The organism is Actinomycetospora sp. TBRC 11914 (assembly GCF_012933465.1).
In the GTDB taxonomy this organism is placed as follows: Bacteria; Actinomycetota; Actinomycetes; order Mycobacteriales; family Pseudonocardiaceae; genus Actinomycetospora.
Window position 1 is genome coordinate 24,106 of record NZ_JABBND010000009.1, and the last position, 23,992, is coordinate 48,097.

The following is a 23,992-nucleotide window of genomic DNA, read 5'->3' on the forward strand; positions in this document are numbered from 1 at the left end:
TCCCGCCGGTGACCCCCTCGCGCGCCCCGGAACTGCAGCACCGTCTCCCGCGGGTCCTGCTGGGGGTGGCGCTCGCCCTGCCGGTGCTGCTCGTCGTCGGCGTCCTGGTGGCCTCCCAGATCCTCGGCCGGCAGACCGACCCCGACCCGGAGACCGGCCCCCTCGCGGTCCCGGCCGTGCCCGTGCCCGCCGCCGCGTCGGCCGACTGCGCCCGGTTCTTCTCCGGGCTCCCCCAGGAGATCAACACCGGGAACGGGCTGCTGCCCCGCCGCGCGCTCGCGGCGCCGGCGCCGCCGGGCACCGTCGCGTGGGGCGGCGAGGAGCAGGCGTCCGGGCGCCCGGAGGACCAGCCGATCGTGCTGCGCTGCGGCCTGCCGGCGCCGGCCGAGCTCGGCCCGACGAGCCCGCTGCTCGACGTCGACGGGGTCGACTGGCTCCAGCTCCCCGGCGTCGGCGCGACGACGTGGGTGACCGCCGACCGCGCGGTGTATGTCGGCCTCACCCTGCCCGACGGCATCGGCAGCGGGCCGATCCAGGACGTCTCCCGCGGCGTCAAGATCACGCTGGTGAGCCGGAGCACGACGCCTCCCGCACCCACGCCGACCCGCTGACGACGGGGCACGTCACCGCACGCCGGTGCCGCGCGCGAGGGCGGTGTCGACGAGCGTCGTGAGCAGCGTGCCGTAGTCCACCCCGGTCGTCGCCCACATCCGCGGGTAGAGCGAGGTGGAGGTGAACCCCGGCATCGTGTTCAGCTCGTTGACCAGCACCCGGCCGTCGTCGGTGACGAAGAAGTCGACCCGCGCGAGGCCGGCGCAGTCCAGCGTGCGGAACACCCGCACCGCCTGCTCCCGGACCGTCTCCGCGACGGCGTCGTCGAGCTTGGCCGGCACGTCGAGCTCGACGACGTCGTCCAGGTACTTGGTGTCGAAGTCGTACCAGTCGTCGGGACCCGCCAGCCGGATCTCGGCGGGGACGCTGGCCTCGACGCGCCCGTCGGGGAACTGCAGGACCCCGCACTCGATCTCGCGCCCGACGACGGCGGCCTCGACGAGCACCTTGGGGTCGCTGCGGCGGGCGAGGGCGACGGCGTCGGGCACGTCGTCCCAGGCGGTGACGCGGCTGATCCCGACCGACGACCCGGCCCGCGAGGGCTTGACGAACACCGGCAGGCCGAGCCGGTCGCGCTCGGCGGGGGTGAGGTCGGTCGCGGCGCGGTCGAGCGCGACGGCGTCGCCGACGCCGAGCCCGGCGTCGCGCAGCAGCGCCTTCGTCACCACCTTGTCCATCGAGGCGGCGCTGGCGCAGACGCCGGCGCCCACGTAGGGCAGGCCCGCCGTCTCCAGCAGGCCCTGCACCTCGCCGTCCTCGCCGGCCGGGCCGTGCAGGACGGGGAAGACGGCGTCGACGGTCGCGAGGACGGCGCCGCGGCGGTCGTCGGCGAGGCTGATCAGCTCCCGGCGGGTGGGGTCGGGCAGCAGCGCCACCGGCTCGCCGGCCGCCGGGGTGACCTCGGGCAGCTCGCGCCCGTGCAGCCGCCACGGCGAGGTGTCGTCGCCGACGGCGAGCCACTCCCCGTCGCGGGTGATGCCGACCGCGACCACGTCGAAGCGCTCCCGGTCGAGGTTGTCGAGGATCCCGCCCGCGGACACGCAGGACACGGCGTGCTCCCCCGAGCGGCCCCCGAAGAGGACCAGCAGCGTCGGGCGCCGTGCGGGTGCTCCCATGCGCGCGGAGCCTACGCGGGCCCGACAGGTCCCCCACGCGGCCTGCCGGGGACCCCGCGCAGCACCTCGGTCCAGCGGGACAGCGCGCCGACCAGCGCGGTCCGGGTCGGGGCGGCCCACCCGACGAGGACGCCGTGGGTCCGGGCGGGCGCCGCGAGGTGGAACGCCGCCAGCCCGTCGACCAGCACCCCCGCCGCCGCCGCCCGCGCCACCGCGGTCTCCTCGGCGTCGGCCGAGGGCAGCGGGACCACGAGGTGCGCCCCCGCGCGGTCACCGACCACCTCGTGGCCGGCCTCCCCCACCGCCGCCACGACGAGCGCCCGGCGCGCCGCCAGCTCGCGGCGCAGCCGGGCGAGGTGGCGGCCGAGCGCACCGTCGGCGGCCCACGCCGCCAGCACCCCCTGGCCCGCGGGCGCGGGCCGCGTCCCGGTCGCCCGGCGGACCGCCAGCACCTCCTCGCGCAGGGCGGGCGGGGCGGCCATCCACCCGACGCCCAGCGTCGGCGTCGCGATCTTGCTGGCCGTGCCGAGGTGCACGACGACGTCGGGCGCGAGCGCGGCGAGGACCGGCAGCGGCGCAACGTCGTAGCGCAGCTCGCCGTCGTAGTCGTCCTCCACCACGACGAACCCCTCCACGCGAGCCCGGTCCACGAGCTCGCCGCGCCGGGCGACCGGCAGCCGGCCGCCGAGGGGGTACTGGTGCGCCGGGCTCACGACGACGACGTCGAGGCCGGTCGGCACCGCGCCGACCACCAGCCCGTCGGCGTCGACCGGCAGCCCGACCACCTCGTCACCGCCGGCCCGCACCACGCCGGCGGCCCGGCGGTACCCGGGGTCCTCGACCCCCACGCGCAGCGGGCGGCCCCGGGACGCACGGAGCACACCGAGCACCTCGGTGAACCCCGCGGTGGTGCCGGCGGTGGCGAGGAGCTCCCCCGGGGCGGCGGGGACCCCGCGGTGGCGCAGCAGGTGCTCGGCGACGGCGGCGCGGTAGGCCTCGGCGCCGGCGTGCTCCGGTCGCTCGGCCGGCTCGAGGTCCCCGGCCCGGCGCCACGCCCGCTGCCACGCCGCGGTGTCGAGCACCTCGAGGCAGGGTGCGCCGGGCCGGAGGTCGATCGACGACGGGGCTTTCCTGTCACTGGATGCAAGCAACGACGCTCCGCTGGCAACGGAGGCCACGGACGAGGGCGGCGCAGCGGTCACCACGGTGCCCGACCCGTGCCGCGCCCCCAGCCAGCCCTCGGCCACCAACTGGTCGTAGGCCGCCGTCGTGACCGTGCGGCTGACGCCCAGCTCGCGCGCCAGCACCCGGGTCGCCGGGACCCGGTCCCCCGGGCGGAGCCGGCCGTCGAGCGCGGCCCGGCGCAGCGCGTCGGCGAGCTGGACCGCCAGCGGGACCCCCGCCGCGCGGTCGAGCCCGACGACGACCGACGACACCGCGCTCGCCACGAGTGGCCTCCCCGATCGACGCGGAAGTGGCCCTCGCAGCATGCCACCGCAGCGGCGAGCATGGCTGCCATGACCCTCTCCGCGACGCCCCGCACCCGCTTGCGCCGCAAGCGCGAGCGGCAGGCCGACGACCGCACCGCCCTGCACGCCGTCCTCGACGAGGCCCTCGTCTGCCACCTCGGCCTCGTCGACCCCGAGGGGGCGCCGCTGGTGCTCCCGACGATGCACGCGCGCGTGGGCGAGGTGGTCTACGTCCACGGGTCGACGGGCGCCGCGAGCCTGGCGGCCGAGCGCGAGGTGTGCCTGACCGTCACGCTGCTCGACGGGCTCGTGCTGGCCCGCAGCGTGTTCTCCCACTCCGCGAACTACCGCAGCGCCGTCGTCCGGGGCCGGGCCCGCCGGGTGACCGACCCGGAGGAGCACCTCCGCGCCCTCGAGGCGGTCGTCGAGCACCTCACCCCGGGCCAGTGGGACCACGCCCGCCGGCCGGACCGCCGCGAGACCGCCGCCACCGCCGTCCTGGCGCTCGACCTCGCCGAGGCCAGCGTCAAGGTCCGCCAGGGACCGCCGGGCGACCCCGAGGAGGTGGCGGCGGGCGACCGGCGCTGGGCCGGGGTGGTGCCGATCAGCACCGTCCTCGGCACGCCCGAGACCTGCCCGGCGCTCCCGGACGACGTCGAGGTCCCGGAGCACGTGCGGGGATGGGCCGAACAGCCGCTGGGCCGCCGATCGACGGTGCGCGTTTCCTGACGTCCAGTGTCTGCGATGCGACACCGCTGACGGTCAGGCCGGGACGAGCGCCGGCACCGGCGCGACCCGGCGGCGCATCTGCACCACCGTGCCCGTGGCGCCGGAGATCACCGAGGCGTGCGCGAGCGTGTGCATGAGCGGCAGGCCGCGACCCCGCCAGCCGGGGGCCTGCGCGCGGCGCCAGGACCCGTCGTCGGACACGGTGACGACGAGGTCGCGCCCGCCGGAGAGCGGCGGCGACACCGCCGCCCACAGCCGCATCTCGCCGCGGCGCCGCGCCGAGGCGTAGGCGTGGTCGACCACGTTGGCGAGCGCCTCGTAGACGGCGAGGGTGAGGTCGTCGGCGGTGTCCGGGTCGGCCAGCGCGGTGAGCCAGACGCGGAAGTCGCGGCGGATCGCGGAGGCGTCGGCGCGGGTCGCGGGACCACTGAGGGTGAGCGGGCCGCCCGGCATCCCCGTACCGACCGCGGGTGGGCCCATCCGCTGCAGCACGTCCACGGAGCCCGGGATTCCTCGCCGGACACGGGCCGAAACCCGGCCCTCACCACTCGTGCACGGCTCGGGCACCCGACTCACTCGGGCTTGCGCTCCCGGTTGATGAGCTCGTCACCGACGTCACGCGCCGAGACGTCTCCGGCACACACCCGTCGCACCGCGTCCACGATCGGGGTGTCGACCTCGTGACGGCGGGCCAGCTCCCCGATGGCCTCGCAGGACTTCACGCCCTCCGCGACCTGGCCGTGGTTGGCCTCCTCGGCCTCGGCGACGGACATCCCCTTGCCCAGCGACGCCCCGAAGCGCCGGTTGCGCGAGAGCGGGGACGAGCAGGTCGCGACGAGGTCGCCCATCCCCGCGAGCCCGGCCAGGGTGAGTGCCTGCCCGCCGAGGGCCACGGTGAGCCGGGAGATCTCGGCGAGCCCGCGGGTGATCAGCGAGGCGGTGGTGTTGTCGCCGTAGCCGAGTCCCGCGGCCATGCCGCAGGCGAGCGCGATGACGTTCTTGCAGGCCCCGCCGAGCTCGCAGCCGATCACGTCGACGTTGGTGTAGGGCTTGAAGTAGCCGGTGGAGCAGGCGTGCTGCACGGCGACCGCGCGGTCGTGGTCGGAGCACGCGACGACGGTGGCCGTGGGCTGCTCGGCGGCGATCTCGCCGGCGAGGTTCGGGCCGCTGACCACCGCGATCCGGTGCGGGTCGACGGCCCCGGCGTCGGCGACGACCTCGCTCATCCGCTTGAGCGTGCCCATCTCGACGCCCTTGGCGAGGCTGACGACGGTGGCGTCGCGCGGGAGGTGGGAGCGCCAGTCGTCCAGGTGGGCGCGCAGCTTCTGCGCCGGGATGGCGAGCACGACGGTCGAGACCCCGTCGAGCGCGGCCTCGGCGTCGTGGGTCGCCCGCAGCCGGTCGGGAAGCACGACGTCGGGCAGGTACTCGGGGTTGAGGTGCTTCTCGGAGATCGCGTCCGCCACCTCCTGGCGCCGCGCCCACAGGCACACGTCGGTGCCCGCGTCGGCGAGCACCTTGGCGAACGTGGTGCCCCACGAGCCCGCCCCGAGCACGGCGTAGCGGCCGTCGGCGGTACTCACCGCCCCGTCCCCGTCCCCGGGCTCCCGGCACCGTTCCCGGCGTCCCCGACCGGGGCCTTCTCGCCCCGGACCTCCTCGAGCAGCGCGCGCACGGCGGACATCATCCGCTCCGTCGTCTCCCGCATCAGCGCGGCACCCGGTGGCCGGTCCCCGACGCGGGCCCGCAGGTCGTCGAGGTCGATCGGCGTGCCCGCCCTCACGGTGATCGTCGCCCCGAACGGCGAGGGGCGGATCTTCTTGCGGTAGTGGTCGTAGACCGCGAGCGTGCCCCAGTGCACCGTCGGGATCACCGGGACGTCGCTGGTCAGCGCCAGGCGCGCCGCCCCGGACCGGGCCTCCATCGGCCAGCCGTCGGGATCGCGGGTGATGGTGCCCTCCGGATAGATCACGACGACGCCGTCGTCGTCGAAGGCGCGGTGCGCCGCGGCGAGGCTCGCGCCGGCGTCGCGGGAGCCGCGCGAGACCGGGATCTGGCGGCTGCCGGCCATGATCCGGCCGAAGACCGGCACCTTCCACAGCGAGTCCTTCGCCAGGAACCGCGGGGTCCGGCGGGCCCGGTGGACGAAGACGGCGGTGTAGACCGGGTCGAGGTAGGAGACGTGGTTGCACACCAGCATCGCCGGGCCCTCGGCCGGCACGTTCTCCAGCCCGACCATCCGGCGCCGGGCGACCCACCACGTGATCGGGTAGAAGACGAGCGCCGTCAGCGCGACCCACGGCCCGGCCGGCTCGCGGCGCCGGCGGCGCACCGCGTCGGGCATCGGGGCCGCCGGGTCGCCGCGTCGTCCGCGCGCCATCGCCACTGTCGATGCCCTCCTCGCCGCCCCGCCGGTCCGCGGGCGCAGTCTCCCCCGGCGGTGATCGCGAGTCCACACTCCCGAACGGAGGAGTACGCGCCCGGGCGCGGACGGGCGGAGGATGGGGTCCATGCCCGTCGCGGTGGACCTCGTGGTCCCCATCAAGGAGCTCCGGCGCGCGAAGTCGCGGCTGGTCGGCGCCACCGCCGGCCTCGGCCGGGCCCCGGCCGAGGCCTCGGCCGCCCACGCCGACCTCGCGCTGGCGCTCGCGGCCGACACCCTCGCCGCGGTGCTCGCCTCGGCGGTGCGTCGGGTCGCGGTCGTCACCACCGACCCCCGCGCGGCCGCCCTGGTCCGCCCGGAGCGGTACGACGGGGCGGTCGAGCACGCCGACGGGGGGTGCGCGGCCCGCGCCGTCGTCGTGGACGACCCGGCGGCCGGGCTCAACGCCGCGGTCCGCGCGGGCGTCGAGGAGCTGGCGCGGGCCGGCCGCGGGCGCCCCGTGCCGGTCGCGGCCCTGCTCGGCGACCTGCCGGCGCTGCGGCCGGCCGAGCTGGACGCCGCGCTCGCCCGGGCCGTCGCGGTCCTCGCGGACGGCGCCCCGGCCGCGTTCGTGGCGGACCACACGGGCGAGGGGACGACACTGCTCGTGCTGGCCCGGCCGGGGGACGCCGTGCCGCACTTCGGCCCGCATTCGGCCCGGGCCCACGCGGCGGCCGGGGCCGTGGCGCTCGCCGGGGACTGGCCGGGCCTGCGCCACGACGTCGACGTCCCCGCTGACCTCGAGAGGGTCCGGGCCCTCGGCGTCGGGCCCGCCACCCGGGCCTGGCCCGACGCGCCGGTCCCGGCCGTGCCCCTCGCGGGGTGCCGCTGACCACACCCCCGCCCGCCGAGTGAGGCGGCCGCCGCACTCGCCCGCGCGGCCCGTGCTGGGGACAATGCGCCGTGTGAGCGACACGGAGGCCGGCGCGGCGGACACCGCCCTGCACGACGCCGTCGGGGCGGGGCCCGGGAGGCACGAGGCCCCCGTGGCGGCCGGTCCTCCCCCACCGGCGCCACCGACCGGGGCGGACATCGACACCGACGGGCAGGACACGGAGATCCGGCTGGTCGACGGCCGGGGCCGCCTGCCCGTCGCGCCCGCCCCGGCGACCCCGGCCAGCGACGGCTCCGCCGACCTGCCCGAGGACCGCTACCTCAACCGCGAGCTGTCGTGGCTGGAGTTCAACGCCCGGGTGCTCGCGCTCGCCGAGGACACCAGCCAGCCGCTGCTCGAGCGGGCCAAGTTCCTCGCGATCTTCGCGTCCAACCTGGACGAGTTCTACATGGTCCGGGTCGCGGGGCTGAAGCGCCGCGAGGAGACCGGCCTGTCGGTGCGCAGCGCGGACGGCCTGACCCCCCGCGAGCAGCTGGTCCGCATCGCGGCGCGCAGCCAGGAGCTCGCCGAGAAGCACGCCCGGGTCTGGCTCGACGAGGTCGGGCCGGCGCTCGAGGACGCCGGGATCCACGTGATCGGCTGGGACCGCGTCACCCCCGAGGCCCGCGAACGGCTCTCGGCGTGGTTCGACGCACAGGTGTTCCCGGTGCTCACGCCGCTGGCGGTCGACCCGGCCCACCCGTTCCCCTACATCTCCAACCAGTCGCTCAACCTCGCCGTCGCGGTCCGGGACCCGCAGACCGGCACCGAGCACTTCGCTCGGGTCAAGGTCCCGAACAACGTGCCGCGGCTGGTGCGGGTCGGGCCCGAGCCCGGCGACGACGACGAGGACGGGCCCGGCGCGGTGAACCACGACCTGCGCTGCTGGTTCCTGCCCATCGAGGACCTCATCGCCGAGCACCTCGACCGGCTGTTCGAGGGCATGCAGGTCGCCGAGCACCACGTGTTCCGGGTGACCCGCAACGCCGACCTCGACGTCGAGGAGGACCGCGACGAGGACCTGCTGCAGGCCCTCGAGCGGGAGCTCGCGCGCCGCCGCTTCGGTCCGCCGGTGCGTCTCGAGATCACCGACGAGATGAGCGAGCACATGCTGGAGCTGCTGCTCCGCGAGCTCGACGTCGACCCGCACGACGTCGTGCAGGTGCCCGGCCTGCTCGACCTGTCGGCGCTGATGGAGCTCCTGGGCCTCAACCGCCCGGAGCTCAAGGACCCGGTGTTCGTGCCGGCCACGCACCCGGCGTTCAGCGAGGGCGAGACCCCGAAGAGCGTCTTCGCCACGCTGCGCGAGGGCGACGTGATGGTCCACCACCCCTACGACTCGTTCTCCACGAGCGTCCAGCGGTTCATCGAGCAGGCGGCGACGGACCCGAAGGTCCTCGCGATCAAGCAGACGCTCTACCGGACCTCGGGCGACTCCCCGATCGTCGAGGCGCTGATCGACGCGGCGGAGGCGGGCAAGCAGGTCGTGGCCGTCGTCGAGATCAAGGCGCGGTTCGACGAGCGCGCCAACATCAACTGGGCCCGGGCGCTGGAGCGCGCGGGGGTCCACGTGGTCTACGGCCTCGTCGGGCTGAAGACGCACGCCAAGGCCGCGCTGGTGGTGCGCCAGGAGGGCGCCACGCTCCGGCGCTACTGCCACCTGGGCACCGGCAACTACAACCCCAAGACCGCGCGGCTCTACGAGGACATCGGGGTGTTCACCGCCGACGAGACCATCGGGGCGGACCTGACCGACCTGTTCAACGTGCTCACCGGGTACGCGCGGCGCCGCCAGTACCGTCGGCTGCTCGTGGCGCCCTACGGCGTGCGGCGCGGGGTGGTCGAGCGGATCGACACCGAGCGCGAACGGGCGCTGGCCGGGTGGAGCTCGGGCATCCGGATCAAGGTCAACGGGCTGGTCGACGAGCAGGTCATCGACGCGCTGTACCGGGCCTCGCAGGCCGGGGTGCCGATCGACCTGGTGGTCCGCGGCATCTGCGCGCTGCGGCCCGGCGTGCCCGGCCTCTCGGACAACATCCGGGTGCGCTCGATCCTCGGGCGCTTCCTCGAGCACTCGCGGATCTTCCACTTCGTCGGGGCGGACGAGCACTGGATCGGCAGCGCCGACATGATGCACCGCAACCTCGACCGCCGGGTCGAGGAGCTGGCGCCGGTCACCGACCCCCGGCTGGTCGCCCAGCTCGACGGGATCCTCGACTCCGCGACGGCGCCGTCGACGCGGTGCTGGGTCCTGGAGCCGGACGGGTCGTGGACGCCGTGGCCGGTGGCGGCCGGGGAGGATGCCGACGGGATGCAGGTCTGCGACCACCAGATCCAGCTGCTGATGCGGCGCGAGGCGAAGGCGTGACGGGGGACGCGGCCCAGTACGCCCCGACCTCGGGATCCGAGATCCGGTTCGCCGGGGAGTCCGACGAGGACCTCCCGCCGAGCATCCACGCCGCCGGCGCGGTGCTCTGGCGGCCCGGGCGCTCCGGCGACCCGGAGGTCGCGCTGGTCCACCGGCCCCACCACCAGGACTGGAGCCTGCCCAAGGGGAAGGTCGACCCCGGCGAGTCCCGCGCCCGCACCGCGGTGCGGGAGATCGGCGAGGAGACCGGCTTCGGCGCGGTCCTGGGGCGCCACCTGGCGACGGTGCGCTACCCGGTCGGGGGCGAGCGCAAGGTCGTCGACTACTGGGAGGCCCGCGCGGGCGAGGGCTCCTTCACCCCGAACGGCGAGACCGACGAGCTGCGCTGGTGCGACCCGTCGGAGGCTGCGGGCCTGCTCACCTACGACTCCGACCGCGACGTGCTCGACGCGTTCGCCCGCGGACCGCGGCCCCTGCACTCGCTGCTGCTGGTCCGGCACGCCAAGGCGGGCAAGCGGGGGACCTGGCCCGACGACGATGCCCGTCCCCTCGTCGACGAGGGCCGCGACCAGGCCCGCCGGGTCGCCGACCTGCTGACCGCGCACGGGGTGGGCCGCCTCGTCACGGCGCCGAAGGTGCGCTGCCGGGAGACCCTCGAACCCGCCTCGCACCGCCTCGGCGTCGGGATCTCCGAGGAGCCGGTGTTCGCCGACGAGGCGGTGCTCGCCGACCCCGACCGGGCGCGGGCGCGCCTGCTCGAGCTCGCGGCGGGGCCGACGACCGCGGTGTGCGCGCAGGGGGCCGGCATCCCGACCCTGGTGCACGAGCTGGCCGCCGACCCCCACGGCCGGGTCCGCCCCGACGTGGCGAGCAACCGGCGGCTGACCGACCCGCCCTCGCGCAAGGGCAGCGTGTGGTCGCTGTCGTTCCACGCCGCGCCCGACGGGACGCTGCGCCTCGTCGCGGCCGACTACGTGCGCGACCCCGCGATCTAGGGACACGGTCGCGTCACGGCACGGTCACGGGGCCGCCGTCAAGCCGCCGCACCGGCTCGGTTAGCGTTCACCACGGCCATCCGCCGGAACCGTGGAGAGTGGGCTTGCGCGCGAAGACACGTCGTTACCGACAGATCGCGCTCGTCGTCGTCGCCGCCGCCGTGCTGCTCGGGGTCAACGTGCCGCCGGCCGTGAACTACGTCCAGGAGTGGCGCCACGAGCGGCTGATCAACAGCGCGCCGTACAAGGCCCAGTACGGCCACTGGGACACCATCGAGGTGCCGCCGGACAACCGCGTCAACTCGATCCACGCCGCGCTGCTGACCGACGGCAAGGTCCTCCTCATCGCCGGATCCGGCAACAAGGAGGACATGTTCGCCACCAAGGCGCTCAAGAGCATGGTGTACGACCCGGCGACCGGGCAGTCGAAGATGATCCCGGTCCCCGACGACATGTTCTGCGGCGGGCAGACGGTGCTCCCCGACGGCCGCATCCTCTTCGCGGGCGGCACGCAGCGCTACGAGAAGCTCGACGGCGCGGTGACCAACGCGGCCGGGGCGATGCGGATCAAGAACGAGAACCCGAACGCCCCGCGCGTCCTCCCGGCGGGCACCGAGTTCACCTCGCCCACCGGCCAGAAGTACCGCTCCGACTTCGACACGACGGTGCCGCCGGCGGTGAAGACCGGGACGGGGGCGCGGACCAAGGTCACCGCGTCCGAGGAGAAGGTCTTCGTCGAGGCCGAGCAGCCCGGCCCGCAGGCGGTCAACGGCAACCGCGACAAGTACTCCATCACCGGGCTCAGCCCCGCCGACGCGAAGAACCTCTACGGCCTCGGCGAGCCGATGACCCTGGACAAGCAGGACTACCAGGGCACGAACAAGGCCTACACGTTCGATCCCAAGACCGAGCAGTGGACCGAAGTCCCGAACATGAACCAGTCCCGCTGGTACCCGACGCTGACGCCGCTCTCGGACGGCAACGTGCTCACGGTCGCGGGCCTGGACAACGTCGGGCAGGTGATCAACGGCCAGACCGAGGAGTACGACCCGAAGGCCAACACCTGGATCGACCGCAAGGACCTCAACCAGTACTTCCCGACCTACCCGGCGCTCTTCGAGACCGAGACGCCGCACAAGATGGTCTACACCGGCGCGACCGCCGGGTACGGCCCGTCGAACCAGGGCCGCATCCCGGGTTTCTGGAACATCGACGACAACCAGTTCACGCCGATCCCCGGGCTGCGCGACCCCGAGCTCATGGAGACGGCGGGCTCGGCGTTCGTCGGCCCGGTGCAGGACCAGCGGCTGGCCGTCGTCGGCGGCGGCGGGGTCGGCGAGAGCCCGATCTCGACGGCCCGGATCGACTTCCTGAACCTCAAGGACCCGGCGCCGCACTTCACGCCGGGCCCCAACCTCGCGCAGCCGACCCGCTACCCGAACCTCGTGAACATGCCCGACGACACCACGTTCATCACGAACGGGTCGCTGGACTACCGCGGCAAGGGCGCGACGAACAACCACCTCGCGTACACGCTGGACCCGACGACGAACCAGCTCTCGCCGATGGCCGACCCCAACATCGGCCGCGACTACCACACCGAGGCGCTGCTGCTGCCCGACGGCCGGGTCCTCGTGGCCGGGTCCGACCCCCTGTTCGACGACCAGAAGAACACGATCCCGGGCACGTTCGAGCAGCGGATCGAGATCTTCACGCCGCCGTACCTGGAGAAGGGCCTCCCCCGCCCGACGATCACCTCGGCCCCGCCGACGATGAACCGCGGCCAGACGGTCGACATCCCGACCCCGGACGCGAACCGCATCGCCAAGGCACGCCTCATCCGGACCTCGACGGCCACCCACGTCACCACGACCGACATGCGGGACGTCGCGCTGCCGATGCAGAAGACCCCGGACGGCGTGTCGGTGACGGTGCCGCCGGAGGCCACCATCACCCCGCCCGGCCCGTACATGCTCTTCCTCGTCGACGACAAGGGCGTGCCGAGCGAGGCGAAGATCGTCGACGTCCCGTAGGGCCGGGCCGTGCCGATCGGGCCCGTGGACGGGCAGCAGGTCCCCCGGTTCGCCGGGCCGGCCACGTTCGCGCGCCTGCCCCGGCTCGACGAGGTGTCCCGGGCGGACGTCGCGATCGTCGGGCTGCCGTTCGACGCCGGCGTGAGCTACCGGCCCGGGGCGCGGTTCGGCCCGGCCCACATCCGGGCGTCGTCGCGGCTGCTGCGGCCCTACCACCCGGCGGTCGGAGTGTCGCCGTTCGCGTCCCTGCAGGTCGCCGACGCCGGTGACCTCGCCCTCAACCCGTTCTCGATCGACGAGGCACTCGGCGCCGCCCGGGACGGGATCACCGCGCTCGCGCAGGACGGGGCCACCGTCGTCGGCCTCGGCGGCGACCACACCCTCGCCCTGCCGGCCCTGCGCGCCCTGGCCGCGCTCCACGGCCCGCTCGCCGTGCTGCACTTCGACGCCCACCTCGACACCTGGGACACCTACTTCGGCGCGCCCTACACGCACGGCACCCCCTTCCGCCGGGCGAGCGAGGAGGGGCTGATCGACCAGGAGCGGTCGATGCACGTCGGGATCCGCGGGCCGCTGTACTCCGCGGCCGACCTCGACGACGACTCCCGGCTGGGCTTCGCGGTGATCCGCGCCGACGACTACGAGACCGACGGCGTCGCCCGCGCCGTGGAGCGGATGCGCCGCCGGCTCGCCGGCGGACCGGTGTACGTGTCGGTGGACATCGACGTCCTCGACCCGTCCGCCGCGCCCGGCACCGGCACCCCCGAGGCGGGCGGTCTCACGTCGCGGGAACTGCTGCACTCGCTGCGCGGACTCGCTCCGACGGGAGATCAGGCGGGCCTCGACGTCGTCGGGATCGACGTCGTCGAGGTCGCGCCCGCCTACGACCACGCCGAGATCACCGGCATCGCCGCCGCGCACGTGGTCTACGACCTGCTCGCCGTGCTGGCGGCGACCCGGGGCTGACACCGGAGGAGGCTGGACGGCATGCGGATCGCGGTCTGGCAGGCGCGGGGTCCCGACGCCGGGTCGGTGCGGCTCGCCGACGCGGCCGCCCGGGCCGCGGCGGCCGGGGCCGACGTCCTCGTCACCCCCGAGCTGTTCACCACCGGGTACGGCAGGCCGTTCGGCCCACCGGACCCGGGCCTCGTCGGGCGCTGGCAGGAGATCGCGGCCGAGCAGCGGATCGCGCTCGTCGCCTCGGAGCCGCACGAGGGCCGCATCACGGCCGTCGTCGTGCGCACCGACGGCACCGTCGCCGGCCGCTACGTGAAGACCCACCTCTGGGGCGACGACGAGCGCGCGGCGTTCACCCCGGGCGACGGGACGCCGCTGCTGGTGGAGCTCGCCGGCCTGCGCTGCGGGGTGGTCGTCTGCTACGACGTCGAGTTCCCCGAGGTCGTCCGCGGCCTCGCCCTCGCCGGGGCGCAGGCGGTGCTGGTCCCCACGGCGCTCGACGACGAGGCCGTCGCGCGGGTGCTGGTGCCGGCGCGGGCGATGGAGAACCGCGTCGCGATCGCGTACGCCAACCAGGTCGGACCGGGGTTCTGCGGGGCCTCGGTGATCGTCGGCCCGGACGGCCGGGACCTCGCCCGGGCCGGGCGCGACGCCGAGGAGCTGATCGTGGCCGACGTCGTCGCCGCTGACCTGGAGCGGGCCCGCGGGCTGGGCGACTACCTCGCGGACCGGCGGCGGGAGACCTACCGGTGGTGACCGACGCGTGGTGACCGATCCCGGGCCGTCGATGCTGGTCCCCGACTTCCCGTTCCCCTACGACACCCACCTCGCCCACCCGGCCGGGCTCGGCGCGGTGCCCGTCGAGGCGCGCGGCACCGAGGTCGCGGTCGTCGGGGCCGGCATGGCCGGGCTCGTCGCGGCCTACGAACTGATGCGGCTCGGGCTGCGCCCCGTCGTCTACGAGGCGGGCGAGATCGGCGGCCGGCTGCGCTCGCAGGCCTTCCCGGGGACGCCCGGCGCGGTCGCCGACCTCGGGGGCATGCGCTTCCCCGCCTCCGGCCGGGCGTTCGGGCACTACCTGCGCATCCTCGACGTCCGGACCTCGCCGTTCCCCAACCCGCTCGCCCCGCAGACCCCGTCCACCGTGATCGAGCTCGGCGGACAGCCCTACTACGCGGAACGTCCCGAGGACCTGCCGCCGGTGTTCGGCGAGGTCTCGCGGGCCTGGGCGACCGCGCTCGCGGACGGCGCGGAGCTGCCCGCCCTGCGGGCGGCGGTCGCCGCCCGGTCCCCCGCGGCGATCAAGCAGATCTGGGACCGGCTCGTCCCCCGGCTCGACGACGAGAGCTTCTCGGGTTTCCTGGCCCGCTCGCCGTCGTTCGCCTCGTTCTCGCACCGCGAGCTGTTCGGCCAGGTCGGTTTCGGGACCGGCGGCTGGGACACCGACTTCCCGAACTCGATGCTGGAGATCCTGCGCGTCGTGGCCACCGACGCCGACGACCAGCACGTCCGCATCCACGGCGGCGCGCAGTCGGTGCCGCTGGGGCTGTGGCGGCGGGCGCCGTCGTCGCTGGTGGGGTGGACGCCCGGCGCGTCGCTGGAGTCGCTGCACGGCGGCTCACCGCGGCCGGCGGTCCGGGCGTTGCGGCGCCTCGACGACGGTCGGATCGGGGTCCTCGACCGCTGGGGCACGGAGCGGCCGTACGCCGCGGTGATCTCGACGGTGCAGTCGTGGCTGCTCTCGGCCGGGATCGACACCGACGAGTCGCTGTTCAGCCAGGACCTGTGGCGGGCGCTCGAGCGGTCGCACTACATGCAGAGCTCGAAGACGTTCGTGCTGGTGGACCGGCCGTTCTGGCGCGACCGCGACCCGGCGTCGGGCCGCCACGTCATGTCGACGACCCTCACCGACCGCATGACCCGCGGCACCTACCTGCTCGACGGCGGGGGCGGGCTCACCGACCCGGACGCGGCGACGCGGCCCGCGGTGCTGTGCCTGAGCTACACCTGGAACGACGACGCCCTCAAGTGGCTCGCGCTGCCCACCGACGAGCGGGTGCGGCTGATGCTGCACTCGCTGCGCCAGATCTACCCCGACCTCGACGTCGCCTCGCACATCCTCGGCGAGCCGATCACGATCTCGTGGGAGCGCGAGCCGCACTTCATGGGGGCGTTCCGCGGCAACCTGCCCGGGCACTACCGCTACCAGCGGCGGATGTTCACCCACTTCGTGCAGGACGCCTTCCCGCCCGAGCACCGCGGCCTGTTCCTGGCCGGCGACGACATCTCGTTCACCCCCGGGTGGGCCGAGGGCGCGGTGCACACGGCCCTGAACGCGGTGTGGGGGGTGGTGCACCAGCTCGGCGGCCGCTCGGCGCCGGGCAACCCGGGGCCCGGGGACCGGTTCGCCGAGCTGGCGCCGGTGGAACTGACGTGACCGCTGCGGATCTCGCGGACCGTGTCGCGCTGCACGAGCTGGTGTCCCGGCACAGCAGGGATGGCGCATCCGGCGTCGGGTGATCCGGCGTCGGCGGCGGCTGCTGGAGCGGTAGCGGCGCGTGCGGGGCATCGTGATCGGATCGTGATCATCTGGCTCGCGTCGAGCTGGGCGGGTGGCGCTGTGACTGTCAGACCCTCGAACTAGTGTTCGATCCATGACGGTGGCGGTGAGCTGGCAAGCCGAGCCCGACGAGGAACCCCTCGCCGAGGTCGTCGAGCTGCCCTGCCCCGACGTCGAGCACCTGCACGACCCCGCGGAGCTGCCCCCACCGGCGCTGCTGCTGGCCGCCGACCCCGTGGAGCTGCCCGGCCAGTGGGTCGACGCCGGGATGAGCGCCTGGTTCGCCCACACGAACCGGACCACCCTGGCTCTCGCCCGCTGGATGCTGGAGACCAGCCGGGCCCAGGCCGGCACCCGCGAACGTGTCCACGGCCGTCGCCGCGCCGGGAAGATCGTCGCCGCCTCCCTGGGCTGGTCGGAGGCCTACGCGGCGCAACGCATCGAGTTCGCCCGCCAGGTCCTCGAACGCCTCCCCGCCCTCGGCGAGGCCATGGCCGACGGCCGGCTCGAGGAGCGCAAGGCCGGGCTGTTCACCAGCGCCCTCGCCGATCTCGACACAGCCCAGGCCCGCACCGTCGTCGAGCGGGTGCTGCCCGACGCGCCCCGGCTGCCCTTCGGGGTGCTGCGCGCCCGCATCGAGGCCGCCGCGGAAGCCGTCGACTCCGACTGGGCCGCCGCCTGGCGCGCTGCGGCCATCGCCCGCCGGCGCGTCACCTTCCGCGTCGCCCCGTCCGGAGCTGCCGAGCTGTGCGGGCTGGACCTGCCCGAGGAACCCGCCCAGGACGCGCACGACCGCATCGTCGCCCTCGCCCGCGCCGTGGCCCGCCGACTGCGTGCCGCCGGAGCGGACGCCCCCATCGGGCCGATCCGCTCCGAGGTCATGCTCACCCTCACCGGCCCCGACGGCGCGGGTATGTGGGACGCCGACGTCGTCGAGCACGTGGTGTCGCGCTTCGGCGACGACAGCGACGGCGGCGCCGACCCTGACGACCCCGACGACGGGCCGGACGACGAGGGACCCGACGACGAGGGACCCGACGACGAGGGACCCGACGACGAGGGACCCGACGACGAGGGACCCGATGACGAGGGACCCGATGGCGGGCCTGAAGACGACAGGGCCCGGGACGACGAGCCCGACACCGACGAGCCCGACGACCTCGGGTCCCGCGAGAGACCGTCGCAGGCGTCCGGCCCAGACGACGCCGCACGGGAGAAGCAGCCGACGCCCTGGCGGGTGCCGTTCGTCCCGCGGGTCGCGCTGCGGGTCGGCCTGGCCACGGTGCTCGGCCTCGACCGGCGCCCGGGCCACCTCCCCGGACGCGGCCCGGTCACCAACCAGGTCGCGATCTCCATGGCCTGGAACCGCCCCCACAGCACCTTCCGGCTGCTGCTCTACGACCCCGACGGCGCCCTCGACCACGTCCTCACCGTCCGCCCACCGCGGAACGGTCCGCCGCCCCCGCACGCCGCGCAGCGGCGCCACCACGTCGTCGAGCTCACCGCCTACACCCACGAGCTCGACGCCCCCACCGCCGCGCTCGCCGACCCGACCCGTGGCGAGCTGCCGGGGCCGACCCCGCGCGACGCCCTGGTACCCGGCGACGCCCTGACCCTGCTCGAGCGGGCCGGCCGCGCGCTGAAGCGTGCGCGGGCACGTCCGCCGGAGGAGCACCCTGCCCGCACCGAAGCCGAGGTCGGCAACCGCTTCCCGAGCGCCGAGCTGCGGGCCTGGATTCAGGCCCGCGACCGCACCTGCCGCCACGTGGCCTGCACCGCCGACGCGATCGGCTGCGACGTCGACCACACGGTGGCCGTCGTCGACGACGGCCGCACCGAAGCCGGTGACCTCGGTCCGTTCTGCCGCCGCGACCACGCGTTCAAGCACGATCCCGACAGCGGCTGGACCGTCCGGCAACCCAGGCCCGGTCGCTTCGAATGGACCTCGCCGACCGGCCGGCTGCACATCAAGGAGCCCGAGCCGTACGACCCGCTGCCCGATCCCGTCCCGCGCACCGACCCTGACCACCACTACCTGCTCGGCCTCACCAGCGAGCCGCCGCCGCCCGCCCCGCCGCCGGGCAGCCCCCGCCGCAACAAGCACGGCTTCCTCACCCGAGCCGCCCTCGACACCGCGGCACATCTACGCCGGCGCGCCCGCGAGCAGCCCCGGCCCGCCACCGAGACCGAGACCGAGACCGACCCGAACCCGGATGAGCGCTTTCCCGAGGAGCCGCCCTTCTAGGTCCGCCGCTCGTGGCCGTTGTCGAGCCCCCTCAGACCAGCGTGGTCGGCTTGTGCGAGGGCCGGGTCGTCTCGTAGGCGTCGATGTCCTCGGCGTGGCGCAGGGTGAGCCCGATGTCGTCGAGCCCCTCCATGAGCCGCCACCGGGTGTAGTCGTCGATCGTGAACGGGACGACGAGGTCCTCGGCGGTGATCGTCTTGGCCTGCAGGTCGACGGTGAGCTCCATGCCGGGCCGCGACTCGATCTTCTTCCACAGCAGTTCGACGTCGGAGTGCTCGACGGTGGCCGCGAGCAGCCCCGCCTTCGACGAGTTGCCCTTGAAGATCTCGCCGAACCGCGACGAGATGACCACGCGGAACCCGTAGTCGAGCAGCGCCCACACGGCGTGCTCGCGCGACGAGCCGGTCCCGAAGTCGGCGCCGGCCACGAGCACCGACCCGTGGCTGTAGGGCTCGGTGTTGAGCACGAACGAGGGGTCGGCGCGCCACGAGGCGAACAGCCCGTCCTCGAAGCCGGTGCGCGTGACGCGCTTGAGGTAGACCGCCGGGATGATCTGGTCGGTGTCGACGTTCGAGACCCGCAGCGGGGTCCCGATGCCGGTGTGCGTCGAGAACTTCTCCATGACGGGTCCCCTCAGGCGAGCGTCAGCGTGGTCGGCGACAGGTCCTCGGGCGAGGACAGCGTGCCCCGCACGGCGGTGGCGGCGGCGACGAGCGGCGACACGAGGTGGGTGCGCCCGCCCTTGCCCTGCCGGCCCTCGAAGTTGCGGTTGGACGTCGAGGCGCACCGCTGGCCCGGCTGGAGCTGGTCGGGGTTCATGCCGAGGCACATCGAGCAGCCCGCGGAGCGCCACTCGGCGCCCGCCGCGGTGAACACCTCGTCCAGGCCCTCCTGCTCGGCCTGGGCCTTGACCTGCATCGAGCCCGGCACGACGAGCATCTGCACCGAGTCGGCGACGTGGTTGCCGCGCAGGACGTCCGCCGCCGCCCGCAGGTCCTCGATCCGGGCGTTGGTGCACGAGCCGAGGAACACCACGTCGACCGCGACGTCGCGCAGCTTGGTGCCCGGCTCGAGGCCCATGTAGGTCAGCGCCTTGCGGGTGGCGGCCGCGTCGTCGTCGTCCATCTCCGCGGGGTCGGGCACCGACTCACCGAGCGGGAGGCCCTGGCCCGGGTTGGTGCCCCAGGTGACGAACGGGGTCAGCGAGTCGGCGTCGACGTGGACGACGGCGTCGAACTCGGCGTCGTCGTCGGTGCGCAGCTCCCGCCAGGCCGCGACGGCCGCGTCCCACTCCTCGCCCTGCGGTGCATGCGGGCGGCCCTTCAGGTACTCGAAGGTGGTCTCGTCCGGGGCGACCATCCCGGCGCGCCCGCCCGCCTCGATGGACATGTTGCACATCGTCATGCGCGCCTCCATCGACATGGCGCGCACCGCCTCGCCGCGGTACTCGAACACGTAGCCCGCGCCGCCGCCGGTGCCGATCTGGGCGATGACGGCGAGGATCACGTCCTTGCTGGTCACGCCCGGGCGCAGCTGCCCCTCGATCTCGATGGCCATGGTCTTGAAGGGCCGCAGCGGCAGCGTCTGGGTGGCGAGGACGTGCTCCACCTCGGAGGTGCCGATGCCGAACGCGAGCGCGCCGAACGCGCCGTGGGTGGAGGTGTGCGAGTCGCCGCAGACCACCGTCGTGCCCGGCTGGGTGAGCCCCAGCTCCGGGCCGATCATGTGGACGATGCCCTGGTTGCGGTCGCCCATCGGGAAGAGCCGGACGCCGAACTCCTCGACGTTGCGGCGCAGCGTCGCCACCTGCGTCGCCGACGTCTCGTCCGCGATCGGCTTGAGGATGTCGAGCGTCGGGACGTTGTGGTCCTCGGTGGCGATCGTGAGGTCGGGACGCCGGACCGGCCGGCCCGCGAGGCGCAGCCCGTCGAAGGCCTGCGGGCTGGTCACCTCGTGGACGAGGTGGAGGTCGATGTAGAGGAGGTCGGGCTCCTGTCCCTCCCCGTGACGGACCACGTGCTGGTCCCAGACCTTCTCCGCGAGTGTGCGTCCCACCGTCTCACCTCTGCCGTTCCCCACCCCGTAGGCAATCTCACGGAGTGGGACTAGTGTGTCGTCCCGTGGGACAGACTAGCGGAATCGGCGTGCTCGACAAGGCGGTGGGGGTGCTGCGGGCGGCGGCCGTCGCCCCCTGCGGCCTCGGCGAGCTGTGCGACCGGACCGGCCTCCCGCGCGCCACCGCGCACCGCCTCGCCGTCGGGCTCGAGGTGCACCGCCTGCTCGAGCGTGACGCGGACGGGCGCTGGCAGCCCGGCCCCGCGCTCGGCGAGCTCGCCCACGGGCACCACGACCCGCTGCTCACCGCCGCCGAGGAGATCCTCCCGACGCTGCGCGACCTCACCGGCGAGAGCGTCCAGCTCTACCGCCGCGAGGGCGGGTCCCGCGTGTGCGTGGCCGCCTCGGAGCCGGCGTCGGGCCTGCGCGACACCGTCCCGGTCGGGGTGCGGCTGCCGATGACGGCGGGCTCGGGGGCGCGCATCCTCGCCGCCTGGTCCGACCCGGACGCGGCCCTCGTGGAGGGCCGCACCCCCGCCGAGGTGTTCGGGGCCGAGCCGATGGCCGAGGTGCGGCGCCGCGGCTGGGCGCAGAGCGTGGCCGAGCGCGAGGCCGGCGTGGCCAGCGTGTCGGCGCCGGTGCGGGGTCCCGACGGCGGCGTCGTCGCGGCGGTCTCGGTGTCGGGGCCGGTCGAGCGCATCGGGCGCAAGCCGGGCTCGCGGTGGGCGAACGACCTGCTCGCCGCCGCGCGCGACCTGGAGAAGGCCCTCGTCTGACGGTGGCGCAACGGGGTTGCCCGCCGACCTACCCTCGGGTGGTGAGCGAGGGCAGGCACATCACCACGGTCGAGGAGCTCCGCGCGGTCGTCGGGGAGCCGGTGCGCCGGGCCGTGACGAAGCAGCGCGACCGGCTCGACGACACCGACCGGGCCTTCATCGCCCGCAGCCCGTTCCAGATGCTCGCGACGGCGGGCGGCGACGGCACCGTCGACGTCTCCCCCAAGGGCGACCCGGCCGGCTCGGTGCACGTGCTCGACGACCGGACCCTCGTGATCCCGGACCGCCCCGGGAACCGTCGGGTGGACGGCTTCGGAAACGTCCTCGAGAACCCGCACGTCGGGCTGATCTTCCTGGTCCCGCGCCGCTCCGACACGCTGCGCGTCAACGGGACCGCCCGGGTCCTGCTCGACCCGCCCTACGCCGACGAGCTGCGCCACCGGGCGCACGTGCCGCGGCTGGTGCTCGAGGTCGGCGTCGAGGAGGTCTTCACCCACTGCGCCAAGGCGCTCCTGCGCGCGAACCTGTGGGAGCCCGAGCAGTGGCCGGCCGACGACCTCCCGAGCATCGCGCAGATGGACCGCCGCACCACGGCCGACCAGAGCCTCGCCGAGCTCGAGGCCTACTACAGCGAGGAGAACACCCGCTCGCTGCTCTACCGCGCCACCCCGCCCTGACGCCGCGTCACGGCCCGAGCGGCGCGTCGACGTCCTCGACGCGATGGTCCGGCCCCGCGAGGTAGGTCGCCAGGTTCTCCGGGTGGTAGCCGAGACCCGCCTTCGTGGACCGGGTCACGACGGTGTCCGCGGCCGCCTCCGCCGTCGGATCCGTCGTGCCGATCCCGCGCACGAACGCGCCGAGCAGCCGGTAGGCCCACGTCATCGTCTCGTGCACGGGGCCGAGCGGGTCGGGAGCGACGTCCCCGATGCGCGGGGACGGACCCCCGGCCCGCGTCGGCGCGAGCGGCGAGTCCGGCCGGAGCGCCAGGCCCGCGTCCACGGCGTGCCGGGCCATCCAGCGCAGGGTGACGTCGGAGAGACCGTGCGAGTCCTCGCCGCCGCCGACGTCGCCGTGGCACCCGGCGAACCAGGTCTGGTGGCGGGGCACCGCGCCGTCGGTGGGTGGGTCCCAGAGCGTGGGCCGGAACGGCCGGCGACGTTCGTCGACGGCGACCGCGTGGCAGGCCGCGTCGACGGTGGAGCTCAGCCGGGTGTCGTGGAACTGCCACGGCCGGTTGAGCACGTCGACCAGCTCGATCCCCGAGAGCGGGATCCCCAGGGAGCCGACGGTGTCCCACACCCCGACGAAGCGGATGCGCGTCTCGGAGGAGTAGGCCGCGCGGAACTGCTCGGCCTCCGCGGCGTCGGGCGCCGAGGCGTCGTCCCGGCGCCGGTAGAGCGCGTAGGCCTCCTCGAGACGGTCGACGTGCTCGGGCCGTAGCACCCCGCAGTTGCGGATCAGCCCGACGACGCTCCGGGCGGTGTAGGCGCCACGGCTGAAGCCGATCGCGAAGATCTGGTCGCCGGGGCGGAACGCGGTCACGACGGTGCGGTAGACGTCCCGCACGACGGCCGACAGCCCGTACCCGAACGCCCCGCCGAGCAGCCGCTCGCCCGGCAGGGTCCCGACGCCGTCGTGGTAGTGGACGACCTGCTCGGTCCCGTCCGGGGCCCGGGGGGCGATCTCCTTGGCCAGCCGCTCGACGTTGGTCGGGGACGGTTGTCCCGCGGTGCTCCAGGTGCCGTCGCAGCAGACCACGAGGCGCTTCACGGCGCGTCGTCCCGGCCCTGGCCGCGGGGTTCCTCCACGCCCGGCATCATCGCGCACCGAGGTCCCCGGTGGGGAGCGTCCCGAGGTGCCAGGATCGCCCCCGTGAGTGCGCCGGGACCCGCCGTCGACGCGTTGACCGCCCGCTTCGTCGCGGCGCTGGGCCGCCGCGGCGCGATGGCCGAGCTGATGGCCCTCGCGAGCCTCGGCGGACCGCCGCGGCTCACCACGACACCCCCGGACCTCCCCGTCCTGGCCCACCTCGACGAGGCCGTCGCCCGGGTCGGTGACGAGGTCGACGGCCAGCTCCGCGAGGCCATCGCGCTCCTGGGCGCCCGCGCGGACTGGACCCGGACCGCCGGTTACGCCGACGACGCGGCCCTGTTCGCGGGCTACGCCCACGCGACGCTGCGGGGGTCGCCGGACGACGAGCTCGTCCTGGGGCTCGTGCTGCTCGGTCCCGGCGTGCACTATCGGGCGCACCACCACCCGGCCGAGGAGTGGTACCTGCCGCTCGGCGGGCTCCGGTGGGACCACGGCGGAGGCTGGGTCGACGAGCCGCCCGGCGAGCTCATCCACCACGCTCCGTGGCAGCCGCACGCGATGGCCACCGACGACCGGCCGGTGCTGCTCGCCTACCTGTGGTCCGGCGACGTCGCCACGCCCTCGGCGTTCGTCGACGCCCCGTGAACGACGGAACGCCGTGATCCGGTCCGGATCACGGCGTTCGTTCGTGGTGTAGCCCCGAGGGGATTCGAACCCCCGCTACCGCCTTGAGAGGGCGGCGTCCTAGGCCGCTAGACGACGGGGCCCTAGGAGGAACAGCGCTCTGGAAACCCTACCGGGCTGCCGGAGCACCGCTCGCAGCTGGGGTACCAGGACTCGAACCTAGAACAACTGAACCAGAATCAGCCGTGTTGCCAATTACACCATACCCCATGGCGCTCACCGAGCGTGACCAACCGGTCCGCCCGATGACGACGTCCATCGTAGAACACCGCCGGGCCGCCGCTCG

General features: G+C 74.8%; 21 protein-coding genes and 2 tRNA genes. 13 read left to right on the forward strand and 10 right to left on the reverse strand.

Annotated elements, in window-relative coordinates; genetic code table 11:
* Nucleotides 1–8: 8 nt before the first annotated feature.
* Complete coding sequence (locus HH311_RS15330; RefSeq protein WP_312030172.1) at nucleotides 9–611, forward strand: DUF3515 domain-containing protein; 603 nt, start codon at nucleotides 9–11, stop codon at nucleotides 609–611.
* 12 nt (nucleotides 612–623) lie between these two features.
* On the opposite strand, the gene HH311_RS15335 is transcribed toward HH311_RS15330, so the two are convergent.
* Together HH311_RS15335 and HH311_RS15340 are read right to left on the reverse strand one after the other, a co-directional pair.
* Nucleotides 624–1,727: a D-alanine--D-alanine ligase family protein gene (locus HH311_RS15335; RefSeq protein WP_169184549.1), complete on the reverse strand. Its 1,104-nt coding sequence runs from the start codon at nucleotides 1,725–1,727 to the stop codon at nucleotides 624–626.
* Between the two features lie 11 nt (nucleotides 1,728–1,738).
* Nucleotides 1,739–3,175: a PLP-dependent aminotransferase family protein gene (locus tag HH311_RS15340; protein WP_169184550.1), complete on the reverse strand. Its 1,437-nt coding sequence runs from the start codon at nucleotides 3,173–3,175 to the stop codon at nucleotides 1,739–1,741.
* A gap of 69 nt (nucleotides 3,176–3,244) precedes the next feature.
* On the opposite strand from HH311_RS15340, the gene HH311_RS15345 reads away from it, so the two are divergent.
* Nucleotides 3,245–3,925 (forward strand): pyridoxamine 5'-phosphate oxidase family protein, encoded by a 681-nt coding sequence (locus HH311_RS15345; RefSeq protein WP_169184551.1) that lies wholly within the window; start codon nucleotides 3,245–3,247, stop codon nucleotides 3,923–3,925.
* Between the two features lie 33 nt (nucleotides 3,926–3,958).
* Here HH311_RS15345 and HH311_RS15350 read toward each other — a convergent pair whose 3' ends face one another.
* The 3 genes from HH311_RS15350 to HH311_RS15360 all read right to left on the reverse strand — a co-directional run bounded on the left by HH311_RS15350 (nucleotide 3,959) and on the right by HH311_RS15360 (nucleotide 6,305).
* The gene (locus HH311_RS15350; protein ID WP_312030173.1) at nucleotides 3,959–4,423 is read right to left on the reverse strand and encodes an ATP-binding protein; all 465 of its coding nucleotides are present in this window, start codon (nucleotides 4,421–4,423) and stop codon (nucleotides 3,959–3,961) included.
* A gap of 74 nt (nucleotides 4,424–4,497) precedes the next feature.
* Nucleotides 4,498–5,508 (reverse strand): NAD(P)H-dependent glycerol-3-phosphate dehydrogenase, encoded by a 1,011-nt coding sequence (locus HH311_RS15355; protein ID WP_169184552.1) that lies wholly within the window; start codon nucleotides 5,506–5,508, stop codon nucleotides 4,498–4,500.
* Complete coding sequence (locus tag HH311_RS15360) at nucleotides 5,505–6,305, reverse strand: 1-acyl-sn-glycerol-3-phosphate acyltransferase (protein WP_248292634.1); 801 nt, start codon at nucleotides 6,303–6,305, stop codon at nucleotides 5,505–5,507. Before HH311_RS15360 ends, HH311_RS15355 begins: the two co-directional genes overlap by 4 nt.
* Nucleotides 6,306–6,435: 130 nt before the next feature.
* On the opposite strand from HH311_RS15360, the gene cofC reads away from it, so the two are divergent.
* The 8 genes from cofC to HH311_RS15400 all read left to right on the forward strand — a co-directional run bounded on the left by cofC (nucleotide 6,436) and on the right by HH311_RS15400 (nucleotide 18,379).
* Entirely contained in the window at nucleotides 6,436–7,179 is a 744-nt protein-coding gene (cofC, locus tag HH311_RS15365) for a 2-phospho-L-lactate guanylyltransferase (RefSeq protein ID WP_211190312.1), read from the forward strand.
* A gap of 64 nt (nucleotides 7,180–7,243) precedes the next feature.
* Nucleotides 7,244–9,589, forward strand: a complete 2,346-nt coding sequence (locus HH311_RS15370; RefSeq protein ID WP_211190313.1) for an RNA degradosome polyphosphate kinase — start codon at nucleotides 7,244–7,246, stop codon at nucleotides 9,587–9,589.
* Nucleotides 9,586–10,584 (forward strand): NUDIX domain-containing protein, encoded by a 999-nt coding sequence (locus HH311_RS15375; protein WP_312030174.1) that lies wholly within the window; start codon nucleotides 9,586–9,588, stop codon nucleotides 10,582–10,584. Before HH311_RS15370 ends, HH311_RS15375 begins: the two co-directional genes overlap by 4 nt.
* A gap of 104 nt (nucleotides 10,585–10,688) precedes the next feature.
* Complete coding sequence (locus HH311_RS15380) at nucleotides 10,689–12,617, forward strand: galactose oxidase early set domain-containing protein (protein ID WP_169184555.1); 1,929 nt, start codon at nucleotides 10,689–10,691, stop codon at nucleotides 12,615–12,617.
* Nucleotides 12,618–12,626: 9 nt separating this feature from the next.
* Complete coding sequence (gene speB, locus HH311_RS15385; RefSeq protein WP_169184556.1) at nucleotides 12,627–13,583, forward strand: agmatinase; 957 nt, start codon at nucleotides 12,627–12,629, stop codon at nucleotides 13,581–13,583.
* 21 nt (nucleotides 13,584–13,604) lie between these two features.
* Complete coding sequence (locus HH311_RS15390) at nucleotides 13,605–14,330, forward strand: nitrilase-related carbon-nitrogen hydrolase (RefSeq protein ID WP_169184557.1); 726 nt, start codon at nucleotides 13,605–13,607, stop codon at nucleotides 14,328–14,330.
* Between the two features lie 31 nt (nucleotides 14,331–14,361).
* A complete protein-coding gene (locus HH311_RS15395; protein WP_211190336.1) occupies nucleotides 14,362–16,011 on the forward strand; it encodes an NAD(P)/FAD-dependent oxidoreductase in 1,650 nt (549 codons plus the stop codon).
* Nucleotides 16,012–16,228: 217 nt separating this feature from the next.
* The gene (locus tag HH311_RS15400; RefSeq protein ID WP_169184559.1) at nucleotides 16,229–18,379 is read left to right on the forward strand and encodes an HNH endonuclease signature motif containing protein; all 2,151 of its coding nucleotides are present in this window, start codon (nucleotides 16,229–16,231) and stop codon (nucleotides 18,377–18,379) included.
* A 31-nt stretch (nucleotides 18,380–18,410) separates the two neighbouring features.
* On the opposite strand, the gene leuD is transcribed toward HH311_RS15400, so the two are convergent.
* Nucleotides 18,411–19,001 (reverse strand): 3-isopropylmalate dehydratase small subunit, encoded by a 591-nt coding sequence (gene leuD, locus HH311_RS15405; protein WP_169184560.1) that lies wholly within the window; start codon nucleotides 18,999–19,001, stop codon nucleotides 18,411–18,413.
* An 11-nt stretch (nucleotides 19,002–19,012) separates the two neighbouring features.
* Nucleotides 19,013–20,434, reverse strand: a complete 1,422-nt coding sequence (gene leuC / locus HH311_RS15410; protein WP_169184561.1) for a 3-isopropylmalate dehydratase large subunit — start codon at nucleotides 20,432–20,434, stop codon at nucleotides 19,013–19,015.
* Between the two features lie 65 nt (nucleotides 20,435–20,499).
* Between leuC and HH311_RS15415 the strand changes: the two genes are divergently transcribed.
* Together HH311_RS15415 and HH311_RS15420 are read left to right on the forward strand one after the other, a co-directional pair.
* Complete coding sequence (locus tag HH311_RS15415) at nucleotides 20,500–21,210, forward strand: IclR family transcriptional regulator (protein ID WP_169184562.1); 711 nt, start codon at nucleotides 20,500–20,502, stop codon at nucleotides 21,208–21,210.
* A 41-nt stretch (nucleotides 21,211–21,251) separates the two neighbouring features.
* Nucleotides 21,252–21,887: an MSMEG_1061 family FMN-dependent PPOX-type flavoprotein gene (locus HH311_RS15420; RefSeq protein WP_312030175.1), complete on the forward strand. Its 636-nt coding sequence runs from the start codon at nucleotides 21,252–21,254 to the stop codon at nucleotides 21,885–21,887.
* Between the two features lie 7 nt (nucleotides 21,888–21,894).
* On the opposite strand, the gene HH311_RS15425 is transcribed toward HH311_RS15420, so the two are convergent.
* The gene (locus HH311_RS15425; protein ID WP_169184564.1) at nucleotides 21,895–22,980 is read right to left on the reverse strand and encodes a DUF2235 domain-containing protein; all 1,086 of its coding nucleotides are present in this window, start codon (nucleotides 22,978–22,980) and stop codon (nucleotides 21,895–21,897) included.
* Nucleotides 22,981–23,082: 102 nt separating this feature from the next.
* On the opposite strand from HH311_RS15425, the gene HH311_RS15430 reads away from it, so the two are divergent.
* Nucleotides 23,083–23,667 carry a dimethylsulfonioproprionate lyase family protein gene (locus tag HH311_RS15430; protein ID WP_169184565.1) on the forward strand — a complete coding sequence of 195 codons (585 nt, stop codon included), beginning with the start codon at nucleotides 23,083–23,085 and terminating at the stop codon, nucleotides 23,665–23,667.
* Nucleotides 23,668–23,716: 49 nt separating this feature from the next.
* Here the strand turns inward: HH311_RS15430 and HH311_RS15435 are convergent.
* Nucleotides 23,717–23,789, reverse strand: a tRNA-Glu gene (locus HH311_RS15435).
* Nucleotides 23,790–23,844: 55 nt separating this feature from the next.
* Nucleotides 23,845–23,916: transfer RNA gene (locus tag HH311_RS15440), tRNA-Gln, on the reverse strand.
* Between the last annotated feature and the right edge of the window lie 76 nt (nucleotides 23,917–23,992).